Source organism: Pseudooceanicola antarcticus, from assembly GCF_900215355.1.
GTDB lineage: Bacteria > Pseudomonadota > Alphaproteobacteria > Rhodobacterales > Rhodobacteraceae > Pseudooceanicola > Pseudooceanicola antarcticus.
This window is the reverse complement of the sequence record NZ_OBEA01000002.1, coordinates 111,040-130,708: the sequence shown is the minus strand read 5'-3', so window position 1 is coordinate 130,708 and position 19,669 is coordinate 111,040. Positions and strand designations below refer to the sequence as shown.

Annotated in this window: 18 protein-coding genes and 1 pseudogene; 11 read left to right on the top strand and 8 right to left on the bottom strand. The window is 67.7% G+C overall.

Annotated features, from left to right (window positions below):
* Positions 1-109: 109 nt before the first annotated feature.
* The 6 genes and pseudogenes from rpsP (at position 110) to CRO50_RS05155 (ending at position 4,200) form a co-directional block, all read left to right on the top strand.
* Complete coding sequence (gene rpsP, locus CRO50_RS05175; RefSeq protein WP_097144832.1) at positions 110-487, top strand: 30S ribosomal protein S16; 378 nt, start codon at positions 110-112, stop codon at positions 485-487.
* A 227-nt stretch (positions 488-714) separates the two neighbouring features.
* Positions 715-849 (top strand): hypothetical protein, encoded by a 135-nt coding sequence (locus CRO50_RS20450; protein WP_269778113.1) that lies wholly within the window; start codon positions 715-717, stop codon positions 847-849.
* A gap of 38 nt (positions 850-887) precedes the next feature.
* Positions 888-1,409 carry a ribosome maturation factor RimM gene (gene rimM / locus CRO50_RS05170; RefSeq protein ID WP_097144831.1) on the top strand — a complete coding sequence of 174 codons (522 nt, stop codon included), beginning with the start codon at positions 888-890 and terminating at the stop codon, positions 1,407-1,409.
* A gap of 1 nt (position 1,410) precedes the next feature.
* Positions 1,411-2,226 carry a hypothetical protein gene (locus CRO50_RS05165; RefSeq protein WP_097144830.1) on the top strand — a complete coding sequence of 272 codons (816 nt, stop codon included), beginning with the start codon at positions 1,411-1,413 and terminating at the stop codon, positions 2,224-2,226.
* A 28-nt stretch (positions 2,227-2,254) separates the two neighbouring features.
* Positions 2,255-3,022, top strand: a pseudogene (gene trmD / locus CRO50_RS05160) (tRNA (guanosine(37)-N1)-methyltransferase TrmD); the annotation flags it as partial.
* Positions 3,023-3,264: 242 nt separating this feature from the next.
* On the top strand, positions 3,265-4,200 hold the full coding sequence (locus CRO50_RS05155; RefSeq protein WP_097144828.1) for a 2-hydroxyacid dehydrogenase: 936 nt from the start codon (positions 3,265-3,267) through the stop codon (positions 4,198-4,200).
* Between the two features lie 100 nt (positions 4,201-4,300).
* Here CRO50_RS05155 and CRO50_RS05150 read toward each other — a convergent pair whose 3' ends face one another.
* A complete protein-coding gene (locus tag CRO50_RS05150) occupies positions 4,301-4,720 on the bottom strand; it encodes a bleomycin resistance protein (RefSeq protein WP_097144827.1) in 420 nt (139 codons plus the stop codon).
* A gap of 108 nt (positions 4,721-4,828) precedes the next feature.
* Entirely contained in the window at positions 4,829-6,166 is a 1,338-nt protein-coding gene (proS, locus tag CRO50_RS05145; protein WP_097144826.1) for a proline--tRNA ligase, read from the bottom strand.
* Positions 6,167-6,299: 133 nt separating this feature from the next.
* Here proS and CRO50_RS05140 point away from each other — a divergent pair, with 133 nt between their 5' ends.
* From CRO50_RS05140 to CRO50_RS05125, 4 genes are read left to right on the top strand one after another with little or no spacing between them, the layout of a single operon-like run.
* The gene (locus CRO50_RS05140) at positions 6,300-7,370 is read left to right on the top strand and encodes an AI-2E family transporter (protein ID WP_097144825.1); all 1,071 of its coding nucleotides are present in this window, start codon (positions 6,300-6,302) and stop codon (positions 7,368-7,370) included.
* A gap of 3 nt (positions 7,371-7,373) precedes the next feature.
* Positions 7,374-8,072, top strand: a complete 699-nt coding sequence (locus CRO50_RS05135) for a DnaA/Hda family protein (RefSeq protein WP_097144824.1) — start codon at positions 7,374-7,376, stop codon at positions 8,070-8,072.
* A 59-nt stretch (positions 8,073-8,131) separates the two neighbouring features.
* Positions 8,132-10,312 carry an RNA degradosome polyphosphate kinase gene (locus tag CRO50_RS05130; protein WP_097144823.1) on the top strand — a complete coding sequence of 727 codons (2,181 nt, stop codon included), beginning with the start codon at positions 8,132-8,134 and terminating at the stop codon, positions 10,310-10,312.
* 55 nt (positions 10,313-10,367) lie between these two features.
* Entirely contained in the window at positions 10,368-11,921 is a 1,554-nt protein-coding gene (locus tag CRO50_RS05125; protein ID WP_097144822.1) for a Ppx/GppA family phosphatase, read from the top strand.
* Positions 11,922-11,938: 17 nt separating this feature from the next.
* Here the strand turns inward: CRO50_RS05125 and CRO50_RS05120 are convergent, their stop codons facing one another.
* The 3 genes from CRO50_RS05120 to CRO50_RS05110 form a co-directional block, all read right to left on the bottom strand.
* Positions 11,939-12,340, bottom strand: coding sequence for a hypothetical protein (locus CRO50_RS05120; protein ID WP_097144821.1), 402 nt, complete (start codon positions 12,338-12,340; stop codon positions 11,939-11,941).
* Positions 12,341-12,387: 47 nt separating this feature from the next.
* On the bottom strand, positions 12,388-13,074 hold the full coding sequence (locus tag CRO50_RS05115; protein ID WP_097144820.1) for a molecular chaperone DjiA: 687 nt from the start codon (positions 13,072-13,074) through the stop codon (positions 12,388-12,390).
* Between the two features lie 93 nt (positions 13,075-13,167).
* Positions 13,168-13,653 (bottom strand): GNAT family N-acetyltransferase, encoded by a 486-nt coding sequence (locus CRO50_RS05110; protein WP_179747224.1) that lies wholly within the window; start codon positions 13,651-13,653, stop codon positions 13,168-13,170.
* 217 nt (positions 13,654-13,870) lie between these two features.
* On the opposite strand from CRO50_RS05110, the gene CRO50_RS05105 reads away from it, so the two are divergent.
* A complete protein-coding gene (locus CRO50_RS05105; RefSeq protein ID WP_097145336.1) occupies positions 13,871-14,308 on the top strand; it encodes a cupin domain-containing protein in 438 nt (145 codons plus the stop codon).
* A 39-nt stretch (positions 14,309-14,347) separates the two neighbouring features.
* Here CRO50_RS05105 and scpA read toward each other — a convergent pair whose 3' ends face one another.
* The 3 genes from scpA to CRO50_RS05090 all read right to left on the bottom strand — a co-directional run bounded on the left by scpA (position 14,348) and on the right by CRO50_RS05090 (position 19,626).
* The gene (scpA, locus tag CRO50_RS05100) at positions 14,348-16,477 is read right to left on the bottom strand and encodes a methylmalonyl-CoA mutase (protein ID WP_097144818.1); all 2,130 of its coding nucleotides are present in this window, start codon (positions 16,475-16,477) and stop codon (positions 14,348-14,350) included.
* The gene (locus CRO50_RS05095) at positions 16,440-17,423 is read right to left on the bottom strand and encodes a hypothetical protein (RefSeq protein WP_179747206.1); all 984 of its coding nucleotides are present in this window, start codon (positions 17,421-17,423) and stop codon (positions 16,440-16,442) included. The genes scpA and CRO50_RS05095 overlap by 38 nt, the downstream gene beginning before the upstream one ends.
* Before the next feature lie 157 nt (positions 17,424-17,580).
* On the bottom strand, positions 17,581-19,626 hold the full coding sequence (locus CRO50_RS05090) for an acetyl-CoA carboxylase biotin carboxylase subunit (RefSeq protein ID WP_097144817.1): 2,046 nt from the start codon (positions 19,624-19,626) through the stop codon (positions 17,581-17,583).
* Positions 19,627-19,669: the final 43 nt, after the last annotated feature.

The window sequence follows — 19,669 nt, the reverse complement described above, 5'->3', positions numbered from 1 at the left end:
GGAGGACCCCCTAAGGGTGGGGTTCCCCCCGCCACCCAACCCGGCGGCACCTGCCGTCACACCAGACGCGGCCCCGCCGCCAAATGAACGCCATTGAAGGAGAAATAAAATGGCCATGAAGATCCGTCTCGCCCGTGGTGGCTCCAAGAAGCGCCCCCACTACGCCGTTGTCGCCGCCGACTCGCGCATGCCGCGCGATGGCCGTTTCATCGAGAAACTGGGCACCTACAACCCGCTGCTCGCCAAGGACAGCGAAGACCGCGTCAAGCTGAACATGGAGCGCGTGCAGTACTGGCTGGACCAGGGCGCCCAGCCCACCGACCGCGTCTCGCGCTTCCTGGAAGCCGCGGGTGTGCTCGACAAGAAAGAGCGCGCCAACCTGAAGAAGGGCACCCCGGGCAAAGCCGCCCAGGAGCGCGCCGCTGCCAAGGCTGAAAAAGAAGCCGAAGCCGCTGCTGCCCCCGCAGAAGACGCCGCCGAGGAGTAATCCTCTCAGGCCGCCCCCTCCGCGCCATGCGGAGGGGGCACCGCTCGGCAAGGCTTCGCCGCCCGAGCCGCCCCGACGGCAAAAAACCACGGCCCCGGAAAGCATTAGCACTTCCCCTCGCAGCCCGTTCCCTTTCCCCTGCCATCATTCTGTCCCGATTCCGCGCTATTGGCCCCCCATGGCCACGACCACGTGGCGGCCTGTCTGCCGTGCATCCGGGACCCTGAATGTTGTTTCGTCTGTTTCGCCTGCCGATCCTTCTCGGCCTCGCCTTCCTGGCGGGGATTGTCTACGAACGCGACCGCGTGGCTCAGGAATGTCTGGACAAGGCCGACCTTCTGTCCGACATCCTGTGCGAGTAGATCCAGAAGCAGACCGACAGACGGCCCCGAGGCCCCCAATGACCACCGACAAGACATCCCCCGACCTGATCTGTCTCGGCGCCCTCGCCGGCTCCTACGGCGTGCGTGGCGAGGTGCGGCTGAAAAGCTTCTGCGCCGAGCCCTCTGATATCGCCGAATACTCTCCTCTCAGCACCGAGGACGGCAGCAAGAGCTACCCGGTCACCCTGACGCGGGCGATCAAGAACGGCTTTGCCGCCCGCATCGGCGGGATCGAGACAAAGGAAGAGGCCGATGCGCTGAAGGGCCTGCGCCTCTATGCGCCGCGCGACCGGCTGCCCGCCCTGCCCGACGATGAATTCTACCACGCCGACCTGATCGGCCTCGACGTGGTCGACACCGGCGGCACCCTGCTGGGCCGCGTCCGCGCGGTGATGGACCACGGCGCCGGCGACCTGCTCGAGATCGCCCCTCCCGGCCAGACGAACACGGTCCTTCTTCCCTTCACGCTCGAGGCCGTGCCCACCGTCGACCTGGACGCGGGCCGCATCGTCGCCGACCCGCCCGAAGGCCTCTTCTGACATGGCCGGGGCCCACAAGCCCCGCGCCCTGCCCCGGCTGATCCTGCACGCCGGTTTCCACAAGACCGGCACCTCTTCCGTGCAAGAGATGCTGGACGCCGCGCGCGAGGTCCTCTCGCCCCAGCTCCGCATCCTGCTGAAACGGGACATGGAGGCGCTGACCGCCGCCACCCGCGACCATGGCGGTGCGCCCTCTCCCGAAAGCCTGGGCCGGGTCGAGACCGAGGCGGCGCGTCTTTTCGACAGACTCGATCCCGCCGATCCACGCCCGCTGCTGATCTCGTCCGAGGATCTCTCGGGCCTGATCCCCGGCCGCCTGGGCAGGCGGGGCTACCCCGAGGCGCCGGCGCTGCTGACCGCGCTGCTGCACGGGCTTGCCCGAAGCTGGGGCGCGCTGCCCGAGGTGACGCTCTACCTCTCGACCCGCGCGCCCGAGGCCTGGGTGCGCTCCTGCCACCACCACCACCTGCGCGTCGCCCGGATGCGCGACGATGCGGCAAGCTATGCGGCGGCCCAGGGCGATGCCACCGACCTGCGCGCCATGGCCAGACGCATTGCCAGGGCCCTGCCCGAAGTGACACTGGCCACCCGCGCTCTGGAAGAGACCTCGGACCTGCCCCACGGGCCGCTGACGCCACTTCTCGACCTGGCCGGGGTGCCGGGCGAGATCCGCGACCGCATCCCCGCCCTGCCCCCCGCCAATGCCAGCCTGCGCGGCCTGGCAGATCAGTTCCTGGCCCTGAACCGCTCCGAGCTTGACCGCGAGGCGCTGAAAGAGGCCAAGAAGGCATTGATCCGCAAGGCCCGGCAGGGCTAATAGCCGGGGCTCACAGGAAGGACACCCGATGGCGCTGAAATCCCATGGTCGCAAGAGCATCTCGGCCAGCCTCAAGCCCCGCTCGCTGATGGACGACAGCGAACGCCTCGCCGGTGTCTGGATGGCGCAGGTGATCACCCTGCTGCCCCAGGCCTTCCCCGGTCTGCTGGGCGAAAGCCTGACCGGCAAGGCGCTGAAGGACGGGCTCTGGCAGCTCGACACGGTGAACCTGCGCGACCACGGGCTGACCAAGCACCGCAACGTCGACGACACGCCGGCCGGTGGCGGCGCCGGCATGGTGCTGCGCGCCGATGTCATGGGCGCGGCCATCGAAGAGGCCCATGCGCGCGCGCCCTTCCCCCGGCCGATCTACTACCTCTCGCCGCGCGGCCCGCGCTTTGACCAGAAGATGGCCCGCGCCTGGGCCTCGGGCCCCGGCGTGACGCTGATCTGCGGCCGCTTCGAGGGTCTCGACGAACGCGTGCTGGAACACTACGGCATCCGCGAAGTCAGCCTCGGCGATTTCGTCATGACCGGCGGTGAACCGGCGGCCCAGGCCATGCTGGATGCCACCGTGCGCCTGCTGCCCGGCGTGCTGGGCAATGCGGCATCGACGGTCGAGGAAAGCTTCTCGGACGGCATGCTGGAGCATCCGCAATACACCCGCCCCGCCGAATGGCAGGGGCGAGAGATCCCGCCGACGCTGATGTCCGGCAACCACGGCGAGATCGCCCGCTGGCGCCGCGAGATGTCCGAGACGCTGACCCGCACCCGCCGCCCCGACCTCTGGGCGGCCAGCCGCGAGGACCTGCTGGACGACGACATCCGCGCCATCCGCGACACCCAGACCCTGACCGCCTTCCTCGAGACCGAGGCGCCGGAGCTGGCGCAGGTGCTGCGCGAGCGCCCGGATCTGACCCTGCCCGCCGATCCCCTGCGCGCCGTGGCCCTGCTGGCCCGGCTGGCGCGCAGCTAAGCCTGTTTGGCAAGCTCCCCGCCGCCTGATAGCGTCCGCCCGAAAGACCAAGGGAGCCCCAGATGATCAACGTCCTCTTCGCCGCCACCGCCGAGCGCTGGACCGACTACGAGGCGCCCCTGCGCGCCGCCTTCGCCGCGCGCGACCTGGCCGTCGACCTGCGCACCGAGTTTGCCCCCGAAGAGGTCGACTACATCGTCTATGCGCCCAATTCGCCGCTGCAGGATTTCACCCCCTACACCCGCTGCAAGGCGGTGCTGAACCTCTGGGCCGGGGTCGAGGCCATCGTCGGCAATGAAACCCTGACCCAGCCGCTGGCCCGCATGGTCGACCACGGGCTGTCGCGCGGCATGGTGGAATGGGTCACCGGCCACGTGCTGCGCCATCACCTGCATATCGACCACTTCCTGGCCCACCAGGATGGCGACTGGGACGGCGCGCGCATGATCCCGCCGCTGGCCGAGGAACGCCCGGTCACCATGCTGGGCCTCGGCGAGCTGGGCAGCGCCTGCGCCCAGGCGCTGGCGGGTCTCGGCTTCCCGGTCACCGGCTGGAGCCGCTCGCAGAAGGACATCCCCGGCATCACCTGCCTCTCGGGCGACGCGGGCCTGGACGAGGCGCTTTCGACCGCCCAGATCCTGATCCTGCTGCTGCCCCTGACCCCGGAAACCACCGACCTGCTGGACGCAAGGCGCCTGGCCCAGCTACCCAGGGGCGCGGTGGTGATCAACCCCGGACGCGGCCCGATGATCGTCGATCAGGACCTGGTCGCAGCGCTCGATTCGGGCCAATTGCGCCACGCGACCCTGGATGTGTTCCGGACCGAGCCCCTGCCGGCAGAGCATCCCTTCTGGTCCCACCCGAAGGTCACGGTCTGCCCGCATATCGCCTCCGAGACCCGGCCCCGCACCGCCGCCGAGGTGGTGGCCGAGAACGTCTCGCGTGGCGAGGCCGGCGAGCCGCTGAAATTCCTCGTCGACCGCGCGCGCGGCTACTGATCGCCCCCGGCCGGAGTGTCGGCAGATCCACCGACGCAATACCGACGTGACACCGACGTCATACCGACGTCCCGTTCGCCGCGTTAACCCGGCCTGAACCTCAGGCCGGGCGCCGCCCGAGATCCTCGAAGAAACGCAGCAGGTAGCCATCGGGATCGGCCACGACGATCTGCCGGTTGCCACCCGCTTCATCCCCGATCCGATACCATTTCTCTTCCGGTCCCAGGAACAGATCCACCCGCGCCGCCTCCAGCGCCGCCAGTATCGGCCCCAGGTCCGAGACCTCGATCTGCAGGTTCACGCCACGCCCGAAGGGCCGCGTCTCGGGCAGATGGCCCCCGTCGAAATCACGCCCCGCGCCGATCTGGTCCAGCATGATCTCGGCCCCCTCGCGCTCGAGATAGCAAAACCCCTCTTCCTCGCGCGCGTAACGACATGAAAAACCTAGAAGATCGCAGTAGAACTCGCGCGAAGCCTGCCAGTCCGAAACCGCGAGCTCAGGCACCAGCACATTGCCCATCAGATCTCTCCCCCAAAAAGCAGAAGGGGCGGGATTACGCACCCGCCCCATTCATCACCAGGCTGAAAATACTCCCGCCGGAGGCCCCGCCCCCGGCCGGGCGCAACGTCAGAGCGCCGCGTAGATGCCCACGATCTTCTCGATCGCGGCTTCCGGCGACATCTCTTCGCTCTCGCCGGTGCGGCGCGAGGTGACCTCGACCACGCCGTTCTTCAGACCGCGCGGACCGACGGTGATGCGCCAGGGCAGACCGATCAGGTCCATGGTGGCGAACTTGCCACCGGCGCGCTCGTTGGTGTCATCCAGCAGCGGCTCCAGCCCCTTGGAAACAAAGGCGGAATAAAGCGCATCGCAGGCCGCATCGGCCTCGGCGTCGCCGGACTTCAGGTTGACGATACCGACGTGGAAGGGGGTCACGCCCTCGGGCCAGATGATGCCGCGGTCATCGTGGTTGGCCTCGATGATCGCCCCCACCAGGCGGCTGACGCCGATCCCGTGAGAGCCCATGTGAACCGGCACCGACTTGCCATCCGGCCCCTGCACCGTGGCGCCCATGGCGTCCGAGTACTTGGTGCCGAAGTAAAAGATCTGGCCAACCTCGATGCCACGCGCCACGCGGCGGCGCTCTTCGGGGACCTCGGCGAAGACGGCCTCGTCGTGGGTCTCGTCGGTGCGGGCGTAGCGCGAGGTGAACTCCTCCATCACCGCCTGGCAGGCTTCGACGGAATCATAGTCGATCTCGCGGTCGCCGAAGGTCAGCTCGGTGATCTGGCTGTCGTAGAAGACCTCGGACTCACCCGTCTCGGCCAGCACCAGGAACTCGTGGGTGTCGTCGCCCCCGATGGGGCCCGAATCGGCGCGCATCGGGATCGCCTGCAGGCCCATGCGCTCGTAGGTGCGCAGGTAGCTGACCAGGTGACGGTTGTAGGCGTGCAGCGCGTCTTCCTTGGTCAGGTCGAAGTTGTAGCCGTCCTTCATGAAGAACTCGCGGCCGCGCATCACGCCGAAACGCGGGCGGATCTCGTCCCGGAACTTCCACTGCACGTGATAGAGCGTCAGCGGCAGGTCCTTGTAGGAATTCACATGACTGCGGAAGATGTCGGTGATCATCTCCTCGTTGGTCGGACCATAGAGCATGTCACGGTCCTGGCGGTCGCGGATGCGCAGCATCTCGGGGCCGTAGGCATCGTAACGCCCCGATTCCTTCCAGAGCTCGGCGGACTGCAGGGTCGGCATCAGCATCGGCACGTGACCGGCGCGGATCTGCTCTTCGTGGACGATGTTCTCGAGCTTGCGCAACACCTTGAAGCCAAGCGGCAACCACGAGTAGATCCCCGCGCTGGCCTGTTTGATCATGCCGGCACGCAGCATCAGGCGGTGGCTGGCGATCTGCGCTTCCGAAGGGGTCTCCTTCAGGACGGGCAGGAAATAGCGGGACAGACGCATATTGGGCCTCTCATCTAGGGTTGGGCCTTGGTTTATTGAAACCCACGCGGCCCGGCAATGGCCTGCGCCCTTCGCGCTTGAAAATTGCGCCCTGCAAGGCGACATAGGGGAAAAGCGGAGAAAGGATATCGGGGTGGCTTTGCCGGTTCGTCAGCAGATGAAATACTGGGGCATCGCGGCAGCGGTGTTCCTGCTCATGATGTGGTGGCTCGGCGACGTGATCCTGCCCTTCCTGCTGGGCATGGCCATCGCCTATTTCCTCGACCCCGTCGCCGACCGTCTCGAGGCCATAGGCACCTCGCGCGCCGCGGCCACGGCGATCATCACCCTCGGCGCGGTGGTGATCTTCGTCGTTGGCGCCCTGCTGATCCTGCCAACGGCGGTGAACCAGGCGCTCGACCTCTTCAACACGGCCCCCAAGCTCTTCCAGAACCTGCAGAATTTCCTGACAGAGCGCTTCCCCGAGCTGGCCGACGAGGGTTCGGTCCTGCGTCAGTCCCTGTCGGCGCTCGGCCAGACCATCCAGTCCAAGGGCGGAGAGGTGCTGAACACGGCGCTGGCCTCGGTCGGCTCGCTGATCTCGGTCGTCACGCTCTTCGTCATCGTGCCGGTGGTGGCCTTCTACCTGCTCTACGACTGGGACAACATGGTGGCCGAGATCGACAGCCTGCTGCCGCGCGACCATGCCCCGACGATCCGGGCCATCGCCCGCGACATCGACAAGTCCATGGCGGGATTCATCCGGGGCATGGGCTCCGTCTGCCTGATCCTGGGCACCTATTACGCCGCCGCCCTGATGCTGGCCGGGCTGAATTTCGGGCTGGTGATCGGCGCCGTTGCGGGCATCCTGACCTTCATCCCCTACGTGGGCGCGCTGGTCGGCGGCGCGCTGGCCATCGGGCTGGCGCTGTTCCAGTTCTGGGGCGACTGGCTGCACATCGGCATCGTGGTGGCGATCTTCGTCGCCGGCCAGGTGGCCGAGGGCAACTTCCTGACGCCGCGCCTCGTGGGCTCGTCGGTGGGGCTGCACCCGGTCTGGCTGATCTTCGCGCTCTCGGTCTTCGGGTCGCTCTTCGGCTTCGTCGGCATGCTGGCCGCGGTGCCGCTGGCCGCTGCCATCGGCGTGCTGGCCCGCTTCATGGTCCGCCAGTACCGGCAGAGCAAGCTCTACAAGGGGCAGGACCCCGATGATGCGCAGAGCTGAAACATGAGCGAACCGCAGAAACCCCTCGACCTGCGCCTGCCGCCGGGGCCCATGACGCGTGAAGACTACATCACCGGACCGGGCAACGAGCTGGCCCTGGCGATGCTGCTGAGCTGGCCCGACAGCTGGGCCTCGCGCAAGCTGGCGCTGGTCGGGCCGCGCGGCGCAGGCAAGACCCACCTGACCCATATCTGGGCCGAGACCGCCGGGGCCCGCATCCTGCCCGCCACGGCCCTGCCCCACCAGGACATCCCCGCCCTGGCCCATGGCCCCGTCGCGGTCGAGGACGTGCCCGCCATCGCCGGTGACCGCGCCGCGGAAGAGGCGCTCTTCCATCTGCACAACCTGGTGCTGGCCGAGGGCCATTCGCTGCTGGTCACCGCCGACCAGCCGCCCGCGCGCTGGCCCCTGGTGATCCCGGACCTGGCCAGCCGCATGCAGGCCTGTCCTGCCGTCACCATCGAGGCCCCCGACGACATCCTGCTGGGCGCGCTGCTGACCAAGTTCTTCGCCGAGCGCCAGGTCATGCCCAATCCCGATGTCATCCCCTACCTGCTGCGGCGGATCGAGCGCTCCTTTACCGCCGCCCGGCAGGTCGCCGCGGCGCTGGACGCGCAATCGCTGGCCGAAAAGAAGCCCGTCACCCGCGCCATGGCCGCTCGGCTGCTGGAACGTCTGGAAGATGACGCGGCGAAGGAATAACCTAGGTTCATCGGGGCCAGCCCCGTAAAACCGTTACGTTTTTCCTTCATTCAGGTCCCATGATCGACGCGAATTTCCTTCACCGCCCCGCCGGTGCCCCTGTCCAGATGCCCGAGATCGACCCCGAGGGCCCCTCGCGGTTCCACAATCGGGAGCTGAGCTGGCTGGGCTTCAACTGGCGGGTGCTGGAGGAAGCCGAGAACCCCTCGGTTCCGCTGCTCGAACGGCTGCGCTTCCTGTCGATCAGCGCCACCAACCTAGATGAATTCTACACCGTCCGCGTCGCGGGTCTGCGCGAGCTGGCCAAGGCCGGCAACACCAACCCGGCGGCCGACGGGCTGAGCCCGGCCGAGCAGCTCGGACGCATTAACGAAGACGCCCGCCGCCTGATGGAGCACCAGCAGAAGGTGCTTTCGGAGCTGCGCGAGCTGATGCTGGAAAAGGACATCGCGATCCTGACCCGCGAGGACCTGACCGAGGACGACCGTGCCTTCCTGGGGGATATCTTCCTGCGCCGGATCTTCCCGGTGCTCTCGCCGCTGGCCATCGACCCGGCGCATCCCTTCCCCTTCATCCCCAACCTCGGTTTCTCTCTGGCGCTGCAGCTCGAACGCAAGCGCGACCGCCGCCCGCTGCAGGCCCTGCTGCCGATCCCGCACCAGATCGACCGTTTCGTCGCGCTGCCCTCGACCGAGGGCCAGCACCGTTTCCTGCCATTGGAAGAGGTGCTGCTGGTCCACCTGGAACGGCTCTTTCCGGGCTATCGCGCCACCGGCCACTGCACCTTCCGCGTGCTGCGCGACAGCGACCTCGAGATCGAGGAAGAGGCCGAGGACCTGGTGCGCGAATTCGAGACCGCGCTGAAGCGCCGCCGGCGCGGCGAGGTGGTGCGGCTGAAGATCTCTACCGGCGCGCCCGAGGCCCTGACGCGGGTCATCAAGCGCGAGCTTAAGGTCATCGACGACGAGGTGATCGAGGTCGACGGGCTGATCGGCATCGCCTCGCTCTCTGAGCTGGTGCTCGACACGCGGCCCGACCTGCTGTGGCCCAAGTTCACCCCCCGCGTGCCCGAGCGGGTGCAGGATCACGACGGCGACATGTTCGCGGCAATCCGCCAGAAGGACATGCTGCTGCACCACCCCTACGAAACCTTCGACATGGTGGTCCGCTTCCTGCAGCAGGCCGCCCATGATCCCGACGTGGTGGCGATCAAGCAGACGCTCTACCGCACGTCGAAGAACTCCCCGATCACCGAGGCGCTCTGCGAGGCGGCGGAAGAGGGCAAATCCGTCACCGCCCTGGTCGAGCTGAAGGCGCGTTTCGACGAGGCGGCGAACATCCAGCAATCCCGGCGACTGGAACGCTCGGGCGCCCATGTGGTCTATGGGTTCGTCGACTGGAAGACCCATGCCAAGATCAGCACCGTGGTGCGCCGCGAGGGCGACGAGCTGGTCACCTATTCGCACTACGGCACCGGCAACTACCACCCGATCACCGCGCGGATCTACACCGACCTGTCGTTCTTCACCTGTGACGAGGGTCTGGGGCGCGACGCGGCGCGGGTCTTCAACTACCTTTCGGGCTATGCCCAGCCCGAGGCGCTCGAGAACCTCTCGATCTCGCCGCACACGATGAAGAGAGACCTGATCCGCATGATCGGGGCCGAGGCCGAGCACGCCCGCGCCGGGCGACCGGCGCAGATCTGGGCCAAGATGAACTCGATCATCGAGCCCGACGTGATCGACGCGCTCTACGCCGCAGGCCAGGCCGGAGTGCAGATCGACCTGGTGATCCGTGGCATCTGCGGGCTGCGCCCCGGCGTCGAGGGGCTGAGCCCCAACATCCGCGTCAAATCCATCGTCGGCCGCTTCCTCGAACATTCGCGCATCGTCTGCTTCGGCAATGGCGCGGGGCTGCCTTCGGATGGCTGCCGGGTGTTCTTCTCTTCCGCCGACTGGATGGGGCGCAACCTCAACCGCCGGGTCGAGACGCTGGTGGAATGCAAGACCCAGACGGTGAAGAACCAGATCGTGCACCAGATCATGGCCGCCAACCTGCGCGACACCGAGCAGAGCTGGGTGATGCAGCCCGATGGCCGTTTCCTGCGCGCCGATCCGCCGGCCTCCGGCGGGTCCTTCAACTGCCACCGTTTCTTCATGGAGCATCCCTCGCTCTCGGGGCGCGGCTCTGCCGGGGCTTCGGATGTGCCGGATTTGACCCATCAGTCGCCTGTTGGTTGACCTGACGCGGCGCAGTTGTCACAAGGGATGAAACACGTCTGGGGGTCTGTCGCCGATGGATGGGGATAACCTGCAAAGCTCTGCCGATTGGGGTCCCTTCGGGCGCCCTCTCTTCGACGACCCAGAAGCGCGCAAGCTGAGCCGCGTTGGCGTGGTCGACGTGGGCTCGAACTCGGTCCGGCTGGTCGTCTTTGACGGCGCCGCGCGCAGTCCGGCCTATTTCTACAACGAAAAGATCATGTGCGGCCTCGGTGCCGGCCTGTCCGAGACCGGGCGGCTGAACCCCGTGGGCCGCAAGCGTGCGCTTTCCGCGATCCACAGGTTCCAGCTTCTGGCGCAGGGCATGGGGGCGACGCCGCTTTCGGCCGTGGCCACCGCCGCCGTGCGCGAAGCCGAGGACGGCCCCGAGTTCGCCGGGGATGTCGAACGGCTGACCGGCATGAAGCTGCATGTGATCGGCGGCGATGAAGAGGCGCGGCTTTCGGCCCAGGGCGTCCTGCTGGGCTGGCCCGGCTCCTACGGCCTGGTCTGCGATATCGGCGGCTCGTCGATGGAGCTGGCGCGGATCAACGATGGCCACGTGGGCGACCGGCAGACCTCTCCGCTGGGGCCGCTGAAGCTGGCCGACGTGAAGGGCGGCAAGAAGGGGCGGCGGGCCTATATCAAGGCCGAGGTCGAGAAGCTGGCCCAGACCATTCCCGCCGACCGCAACCGGCTGTTCCTGGTCGGCGGCTCCTGGCGGGCCATCGCCCGCATCGACATGGAGCGCCGCGGCTACCCGCTGCACGTGCTGCACGAATACCGCATGACGGCGAAGACCGTGCGCGACACCGCCGCCTGGATCGCCGAGCAGGACCTGGAGGTTCTGCGCAAGCGGTGCTCGCTCTCCTCCAGCCGGATGGGCCTGGTGCCCATGGCCTCGGAGGTGCTGCTGGAGGTGGTGAAGCGCTACAGGCCCCACGACATCGCCATCTCGTCCTACGGGATCCGCGAGGGGCTTCTGTACGAGCAGATGCCCGAGAAGCTGCGCGACCGCGATCCGCTGATCGAGGCCTGCCGCTTTGCCGAGAAGAAGGACGCCCGCCTGCCGGGGTTCGGACGCACGCTCTATGATTTCATCCTGCCGCTCTTCCGCTCCTGGCGGCCCGAGCGTCTGCGACTGGTCAAGGCCGCCTGCCTGCTGCACGACGTGACCTGGCGCGCCCATCCCGACTACCGGGCCGAGGTCTGTTTCGACAATGCCACCCGCGCCAACCTGGGCGGGCTGAAACATTCGGAGCGCGTCTTCCTGGGCCTGGCGCTGCTGCACCGCTACCGCAACCGGCGCGAGGGCACCAAGTTCGACGAGCTCTACGAGCTGATCCCGGACGACGAGAAGCTACAGGCCGAGGTGCTGGGCAAGGCCATGCGCTTCGGCGCGATGATCTGGCCCGAGAAGGACACCCCCATCGGTCAGCTGCGCTGGTTCCCCAAGAAGAAGGTGCTTGAGCTGCAACTTGCCGAGGCCCATTGGCCGCTCTTCGGCGAGGTGGCCGAGGCGCGGTTCAACTCGCTGGCCTCGTCGCTGAACGCAGAGGTTTCCCTGAAGACCGGACCGCGCGGCGGCTGAGCGGCGCCGGGCGGGGCTCAGAGATCGACCGAGCCGTCGGGGTTCTCTCCGGGCACAGGCGGCAGGTAGTCCGGCGCCTCGTCCTTGCGCTTGATCAGGATGTCGCCATTGGGCAGCACCACCGGCGCCTCGTAATTGGCCAGATCCCCGACCTTGCCGAGCGCCTCGATCAGCGCGGGCCCCATGCGGGCGACGAAGTCGCGCAGCTTGGGCGCCGCTTCCGAGGCCGCCTCTCCCATGTCTTCAAGCGTCTCGTCCAGCCCGCCCGAGAGCCCCTCGAAAAGCAGCCGCAGCCCTTCCCGCATCAGTTGCGAGTTCTCGGACCCGCTTTCGGGTTCGGGTGCGGGGTCATCCTGGGCCAGCGCCGGCAGCGGCGACAGCAGCAGGGCACAGAGGGGAATCGCAAGAAGCTGTTTCATACCCTCAGATATAGGGGCCCGTCGCGGCAGCTCAAAGGTGGGCGGTTTCAGCCGGCAGCTTCCCGCGCCTGGATCTCTTCCCAGGCCCGATTGACCTCGACCATGCGGTGCTCGGCCATCTTCACCGCTTCCTCGGGCAGGCCACGGGCGATCATCCGGTCCGGGTGGCTCTCGCGCACCGCCTCGCGCCAGGCGGCGCGGGCCTCGGTCACCGTGGCATCCGAGGGCAGGCCCAGCACGGCAAAGGGATCGGGACGGGCATCGGGCACCCAGCGGGAGCGCGCGCGCAGGAAGCGGCTTTCGGTCAGCCCGAAGATCTCGGCCACGCGGCGCAGGAACAGGTCCTCGGCCTCGTGGTATTCGCCATCGGCCACCGCGATGGCAAAGAGCCCCTCCAGAAGGTCGCAGAGCACCGGGCTGTCGGGGCCGAACATGCGGGCGATGCGCTGCGCATATTCCTCGTAGCCCGCCACGTCCTGGCGCGCCATGTTGAAGACCCGCGCCGCGCCCGCCTCATCCTCGGGCGGGATGCGGAAGACCTCGCGGAAGGCGGTGACCTCGTTGCGGGTCACCAGGCCATCGGCCTTGGCCATCTTGGCGCCAAGGGCGATCACGGCAATGGTGAAGCCGACCGAGCGTTCGCGGGGCGTGCGCAGCTTCTCGAACACCGCCGAGAGCGCTTCGCCTTTCGCCAGCGCCTGCAGCGCCTCAAGAATTCGGGACCAGATGGACATGGGGGAAGTCTAGCGTGGTTCTCTGGGGATGTCCCGTGCCCCTGGGCCCGCGAGGGGCCCAGATCACGGGGCCAATGGTCGCGGCGCCCGCGTCTAAAGCAACTTCTGCATCAGGACGAGATCCAGCCAGCGGTCGAACTTGCGCCCGACCTGCGGCATCCGGCCCACGGTCTGGTAGCCGACAGCCGCATGGAAGGCGACGCCCGCCTCGTTCTCGGCCGAGACCCCGGCCACCATCACATGGGCGCCCTGGGCCTTCGCATGCTCTTCGATCGCCGTCATCAGCGCCCGCCCGGCACCGCGCCCCCTGGCCTCGGGCGCCAGGATGATCGTGTGCTCCATGGCGTGGACATAGCCGTCTCCGCCGCGGAACTGGTCGTAGGAGGCGAAACCCAGCACCTCGCCCGCGCGCTCGGCCACGAAGGTCTCGCGCCCCGCGGCCCGGCGGGTCTCCACGTAGAGCGGCAAGGTCTCTGCCGTTTTCTCTGCAGAGGCGAAGGTGACGGTCGTCGTGCGGTAATAGGGCGTCCAGATTTCCAGGACTCGAGGGTAATCACTTGAAATGATTGGTCGAACGATGAGGCTCATGGGGGCTCCGACACGGCTGGCGGAGGCCATCTTTCCGCAGCGCAGCAGGATTGGCAAGTGCCTCACGGCTGAGCATATGTGACGCCTGAGGGCGTCACACAAATGCAAATGCGCATTTGCGTGCCGAGAAACGCCCATAGGCCCCCGGTGCTCTGGCCTTTCACAGCCCCTCCCCCAAGAGTTGGGGCGGGACACAATGGAGCAGAAGATGACAACCGCGAAGGAGTTGATCGACGTTCTCGGACTGACGCCGCACCCCGAGGGGGGCTGGCACCGGGACACCTGGCAACCGGATTGGACCGGCGGCAACCGGCCCGGCGTCTCGGCCATCTACTACCTTCTGGAAGAGGGCCAGACCTGCCACTGGCACCGGATCGACTGCGACGAGACCTGGTATTTTCACATCGGCAGCCCCCTGCGCTGCCTGGTGTCTCCGAACGACGACACGCCACCGACCGAGACCTGGCTGGGCACCGATGTCACCGCAGGCCAGCGCCCCAGCCATTTCATACCCCGCCACATGTGGCAGGCCGCCGAGGCGGTGAAGGGCTGGACCCTGGTGTCTTGCGTGGTGACGCCGGGCTTCACCTTCGACGGCTGGGAGCTGGCCAGCCCCGGCTGGGTACCGGGGCAGCCGCCGGGCTGATCCCCCGGGCGCGACGGGCCCGAGGCCTAGCCCCGACCCTCAGGCCCGCGCGGCGCGGATGAGCTGCAGGATGTCCTGCGCCGCCGAGGGGATATTGGTGCCCGGCCCGAAGATCGCCTTCACGCCGGCCTGCTTCAGGAAGTCGTAATCCTGCTGCGGGATCACCCCGCCGCAGATCACCAGGATATCCCCCGCATCCCGCTCTTTCAGCGCCTCGATCAGCTGCGGTGCCAGCGTCTTGTGCCCCGCCGCCTGGCTGCTGAGCCCGATGACATGCACATCGTTGTCGATGGCATCCTGCGCCGCCTCTTCCGGGGTCTGGAAGAGCGGACCCACATCCACGTCGAAGCCGATATCGGCAAAGGCCGTGGCGATCACCTTGGCGCCGCGGTCGTGACCGTCCTGGCCCAGCTTGACCACCAGCATCCGGGGGCGGCGCCCTTCTTCCTCGGCGAAGGCCTCGACAGAGCGCTGGATCGCGGCGAAGTCCTCGTCGCCCTCGTAGGCGGCACCGTAGACCCCGGCCAGGGTCTTCACCTCGGCCTGGTGGCGGCCGAATTCCTTCTCCATTGCCATGCTGATCTCTCCGACAGAGGCCCGCGCGCGGGCGGCTTCGACGGCGGCTTCCAGCAGGTTGCCCCCCTCCTTGGCGCGGCGCGTCAGCTCGTCGAGCGCCGCCTGGCAGGCAGCCTCGTCACGGCTGGCGCGGATCTTCTCCAGCCGCGCGATCTGGCTGTCGCGCACCTTCACGTTGTCGACATCCAGGATGTCGATCGGGTCTTCCTTGTCCTTGCGGTACTTGTTGACCCCGACGATCACCTCTTCGCCGCGGTCGATCATCGCCTGCCGCCGTGCCGCGCTTTCCTCGATGCGCAGCTTGGGCATGCCCGAGGCCACGGCCTTGGTCATGCCGCCCATCTCCTCGACCTCCTGCATCAGCGCCCAGGCCTTCTCGATCAGCTCGTTGGTCAGGCTCTCGACGTAGTAGGAGCCCGCCAGCGGGTCGACGACCTTGGTCACGCCGGTCTCTTCCTGCAGCACCAGCTGGGTGTTGCGGGCGATGCGGGCCGAGAAATCGGTGGGCAGGGCGATGGCCTCGTCCAGGGCATTGGTGTGCAGCGACTGGGTGCCGCCGAGCACCGCCGACATGGCCTCGTAGGCGGTACGGATGACGTTGTTGTAGGGGTCCTGCTCCTGCAAGGAGACACCCGAGGTCTGGCAGTGGGTGCGCAGCATCTTCGAGCGGTCGTTCTGTGCGCCCATCTCGGTCATCACGCGGTGCCAGAGGGTGCGGGCCGCGCGGAGCTTGGCGATCTCCATGAAGAAATTCATGCCGATGGCAAAGAAGAAGGACAGCCGGCCGGCGAACTTGTCGACGTCCATTCCGGCCTCGATCGCGGCCTTCACGTATTCCCGGCCGTCGGCCAGCGTATAGGCCAGCTCCTGCACCAGGTTCGCGCCCGCTTCCTGCATGTGGTAGCCGGAAATCGAGATCGAGTTGAACTTCGGCATCTCGTTCGAGGTGTACTCGATGATGTCCGAGATGATCCGCATCGAAGGCTCGGGCGGATAGACATAGGTGTTGCGGACCATGAACTCCTTCAGGATGTCGTTCTGGATCGTCCCGGAGAGCTGCGCAGGGTCGACGCCCTGCTCTTCCCCAGCCACGATGTAATTGGCCAGGATCGGGATCACCGCGCCGTTCATCGTCATCGAGACCGACACCTTGTCCAGCGGGATGCCGTCAAACAGGATCTTCATGTCCTCGACCGAGTCGATGGCCACGCCGGCCTTGCCCACATCCCCCATCACGCGGGGGTGGTCGCTGTCATAGCCCCGGTGCGTCGCCAGGTCGAAGGCGACGCTGACGCCCTGCTGACCGGCGGCCAGGTTGCGGCGGTAGAAGGCGTTGCTTTCCTCGGCGGTCGAGAAGCCGGCGTATTGGCGGATCGTCCAGGGGCGGCCCGCATACATCGTCGAGCGCACGCCCCGCGTGAACGGCGCCTCGCCCGGCAGGCTGTCCATATGGGGCAGGTCCGAGGTGTCCTCGGCGGTATAGAGAGGCTGGACGTCGATCCCCTCCAGCGTCTGCCAGGTCAGATCCTCAAGCGGGCGGCCGCGCAGCTCTTTCTCAGCGCGCGCGGACCATGCGTCCTTCTTCGTCGTCATCGCCTTGTCCTCTCTTCCTGAGACGGGCGCGCGGATCTATCGCCGCCTGCTGCCCGCCGTTTGGTCCTGTCGGGTAAGCCTCCTCCACCCCCTCCTCCCAGGGGTCCGGCGCAAGCCGGGCGAGGCCCGAGGCCCCGGCAGAGAGCCAGGACATGTCGTCCCGGTAGATATCGTTCAGTGCCCGGCGCTGTGCCGTGTCGAAGGGGTGCCAGGCCCCCTGCCCCTCCGGCAGTCCCGCCTCGCCGCGTTCGGCCAGGCGCGCCCGCAGCACGGCAAGATCGGGAGAGCGGTTCAGCCAGTCCCGCGCATGGGCCTGCGGCAAGCAAGGGGGCAGCCCCAGCATCCGCGCCAGCCGCCGCTCGGGCAGGCCGGCGTAGCGTTCGTGCGGCATGACAAGGATCTCGATCCCCGGCGCGGCGCTGGCCACATCCTCGATCACCTCGCGCCAGCCCCTGGGCTGAGTCACCAGACGGTCCAGGGTGGCACGCCCCGGCAGCGCATGGCCGCGCGCCAGGGCGAAGCACAACACGGAGGTCCAGTAGCGCTCCGGCGCGCGGACCGAGATCACGATCCGCCTGACCCGCCCCGAGAAGGCCCGCGCGAAGGCCGCGACCCGAGGCCCCGCATCCGGGTAAAGCCTTTCGCGTCGCAGGTTGGCGCGCGGATGGCCAAGGATGTTCTCGTCGCTGACCAGCAGATGGGTCACGAGACGCGCCTCGGCCTTGGCAAGGTTCAGCGCGATGCGCCCGCAGGCCCGGTCGAACTGCCGGGCGGGCGGCAGCGGCCCCGGTCCGGGGATCACCCCCGCCAGCACCCCGCCCCGCGTCCGCCGCGGGCCCCAGACATCCACGCCACGCCCGGCCAGCGCCGGTGCATTGGCCCGCAGGTAGCTCTGAAACGAGGTCATCGCGGTGCGATGCGCTCCGATATGCAGGATCACGTCCATCGGTCACCGGCCCCCAGGTGAGAATGCTCTCGGCCTTATGGGAGAGGGGAATGACGAAGCGCTTAAACGGTGAATTCATCGAAAATGCGCGGCACTGCCCGGCTCCGGTCCGGGCCCCGTAGGGCCCCTGGGGATATGGCAGGCTGCCGCGCATGGCTCATTCAAACTCCATGATCACTTCGTCCACGGCAAGGCTGTCGCCGGGGCCCGCGTTGATCTTGGAGACCACGCCCTTCTTCTCGGCGCGCAGGATGTTCTCCATCTTCATCGCCTCGATGGTGCAGAGCGGCTGGCCTTCCTGCACCTCTTCGCCCTCTTCCACGAAGGTCTTCACCACAAGGCCCGGCATCGGGCAGAGCAGCAGCTTCGAGGTATCGGGGGCCACGCGCTCGGGCATCAGCCGGGCCAGCTCGGCCTGGCGCGGGTTGCGCACATGGACCTTCACGTCGGCGCCCCGGTTGCGGATGCGGAACCCGCCCGAGATCTTGTCGACCTTCAGCACCAGCGGCGCACCGTCCACGCTCATCCGGGCCAGCGTATCGCCCGGCGTCCAGGCACCCTCGACACGCAGCGCGCTGCCATCGGCGAAGGAGACAGAGGCCCCCTCGCGGTCGGCCTTGATCGACAGGGCGAACTCGGCGCCCTGCAGAGAGACGACCCATTCGGTGCCCACGACCCGTTCGTGGTTGTCCATGCGGCCCGAGATGCGGGTGCGCCGGATCTCGGCCACGCGGTGCATGGCGGCCGTGGCGGCAGCGATGCGCCGCAGCTCGGCCTCGGGCAGCTCCACGCCCTCGAAGCCATCGGGGTATTGCTCGGCGATGAAGGCGGTGGTCATCTCGCCTTTGATGAAGATCTCGTGGTCCATCACGGCCGACAGGAAGGGCAGGTTGTGGCCGATGCCCTCGACCTCGAAGCCGTCCAGCGCCACGCGCATGGCCTCGATTGCCGCCTCGCGGGTCGGCGCCCAAGTGCAGAGCTTGGCGATCATCGGGTCGTAGTACATCGAGATCTCGCCGCCCTCGAAGACGCCGGTGTCATTGCGCACGGCCTCGGCCCCCGCAGGCGCCTCGCCCTGCCATTTGCCGTTCTCCAGCAACGGCCCGGCGGCGATCTCTTCCGGCGGGCGGTAACGGGTCAGGCGACCGATGGAGGGCAGGAAGCCGCGATAGGGGTCCTCGGCGTAGAGACGGTTCTCGATGGCCCAGCCGGTCAGGGTCACGTCGTCCTGGGTGATGCCGAGCGGCTCGCCGTTCGCCACCCGGATCATCTGTTCCACCAGGTCGACGCCGGTGATCAGCTCGGTCACCGGGTGTTCCACCTGCAGGCGGGTGTTCATCTCGAGGAAGTAGAAGTTGCGGTCGCCATCGACGATGAATTCCACGGTGCCGGCGCTGGCGTAGCCGACGGCCTTGGCCAGGGCCACCGCCTGTTCACCCATGGCGCGGCGGGTGGCCTCGTCGAGGAAGGGCGAGGGCGCCTCTTCGACGACCTTCTGGTTGCGGCGCTGGATCGAGCATTCGCGCTCGCCCAGGTAGATGCCGTTGCCATGCGCGTCGCAGAGCACCTGGATCTCGATGTGGCGGGGCTGGGTGACGAACTTCTCGATGAAGATACGGTCATCGCCGAAGCTGCTGGCGGCCTCGTTCTTCGAGCTCTGGAAGCCCTCGCGCGCCTCATCGTCGTTCCAGGCGATGCGCATGCCCTTGCCACCGCCGCCGGCGGAGGCCTTGATCATCACCGGGTAGCCGATCTCGCCCGAGATCTTCACCGCCTCTTCGGCGTCCTCGATCAGGCCCATGTAGCCGGGCACGGTGCTGACCCCGGCCTCCTGGGCGATCTTCTTCGAGGTGATCTTGTCGCCCATGGCCTCGATGGCCTTCACCGGCGGGCCGACGAAGGCCACGCCCTCGGCCTCGAGCGCCTCGGCGAACTTGGGGTTCTCGGACAGGAAGCCATAGCCCGGATGCACCGCCTCGGCGCCGGTCGCCCGGATCGCCTCCATCACCTTGTCGATGACGATATAGGACTGGTTGGCGGGCGGCGGGCCGATGTGCACCGCCTCGTCGGCCATGGCCACGTGGAGCGCATGGCGGTCGGCATCCGAATAGATGGCAACGGTCGAGATACCCATCTTGCGCGCCGTCTTGATGACGCGGCAGGCGATCTCGCCCCGGTTGGCGATCAGGATCTTCTGGAACATGTCAGGCCCCTCCCCGAGGTCTTGGAGCGCCCGCCGGAGCTGT

Bases quoted from the DNA above. Each gene is read 5' to 3' on its own strand.
- rpsP (WP_097144832.1), top strand. From the start codon at position 110: ATGGCCATGAAGATCCGTCTCGCCCGTGGTGGCTCCAAGAAGCGCCCC.
- CRO50_RS20450 (WP_269778113.1), top strand. From the start codon at position 715: ATGTTGTTTCGTCTGTTTCGCCTGCCGATCCTTCTCGGCCTCGCCTTC.
- rimM (WP_097144831.1), top strand. From the start codon at position 888: ATGACCACCGACAAGACATCCCCCGACCTGATCTGTCTCGGCGCCCTC.
- CRO50_RS05165 (WP_097144830.1), top strand. From the start codon at position 1,411: ATGGCCGGGGCCCACAAGCCCCGCGCCCTGCCCCGGCTGATCCTGCAC.
- CRO50_RS05155 (WP_097144828.1), top strand. From the start codon at position 3,265: ATGATCAACGTCCTCTTCGCCGCCACCGCCGAGCGCTGGACCGACTAC.
- CRO50_RS05150 (WP_097144827.1), bottom strand. From the start codon at position 4,720: ATGGGCAATGTGCTGGTGCCTGAGCTCGCGGTTTCGGACTGGCAGGCT.
- proS (WP_097144826.1), bottom strand. From the start codon at position 6,166: ATGCGTCTGTCCCGCTATTTCCTGCCCGTCCTGAAGGAGACCCCTTCG.
- CRO50_RS05135 (WP_097144824.1), top strand. From the start codon at position 7,374: ATGAGCGAACCGCAGAAACCCCTCGACCTGCGCCTGCCGCCGGGGCCC.
- CRO50_RS05130 (WP_097144823.1), top strand. From the start codon at position 8,132: ATGATCGACGCGAATTTCCTTCACCGCCCCGCCGGTGCCCCTGTCCAG.
- CRO50_RS05125 (WP_097144822.1), top strand. From the start codon at position 10,368: ATGGATGGGGATAACCTGCAAAGCTCTGCCGATTGGGGTCCCTTCGGG.
- CRO50_RS05120 (WP_097144821.1), bottom strand. From the start codon at position 12,340: ATGAAACAGCTTCTTGCGATTCCCCTCTGTGCCCTGCTGCTGTCGCCG.
- CRO50_RS05115 (WP_097144820.1), bottom strand. From the start codon at position 13,074: ATGTCCATCTGGTCCCGAATTCTTGAGGCGCTGCAGGCGCTGGCGAAA.
- CRO50_RS05105 (WP_097145336.1), top strand. From the start codon at position 13,871: ATGACAACCGCGAAGGAGTTGATCGACGTTCTCGGACTGACGCCGCAC.
- scpA (WP_097144818.1), bottom strand. From the start codon at position 16,477: ATGACGACGAAGAAGGACGCATGGTCCGCGCGCGCTGAGAAAGAGCTG.
- CRO50_RS05095 (WP_179747206.1), bottom strand. From the start codon at position 17,423: ATGGACGTGATCCTGCATATCGGAGCGCATCGCACCGCGATGACCTCG.
- CRO50_RS05090 (WP_097144817.1), bottom strand. From the start codon at position 19,626: ATGTTCCAGAAGATCCTGATCGCCAACCGGGGCGAGATCGCCTGCCGC.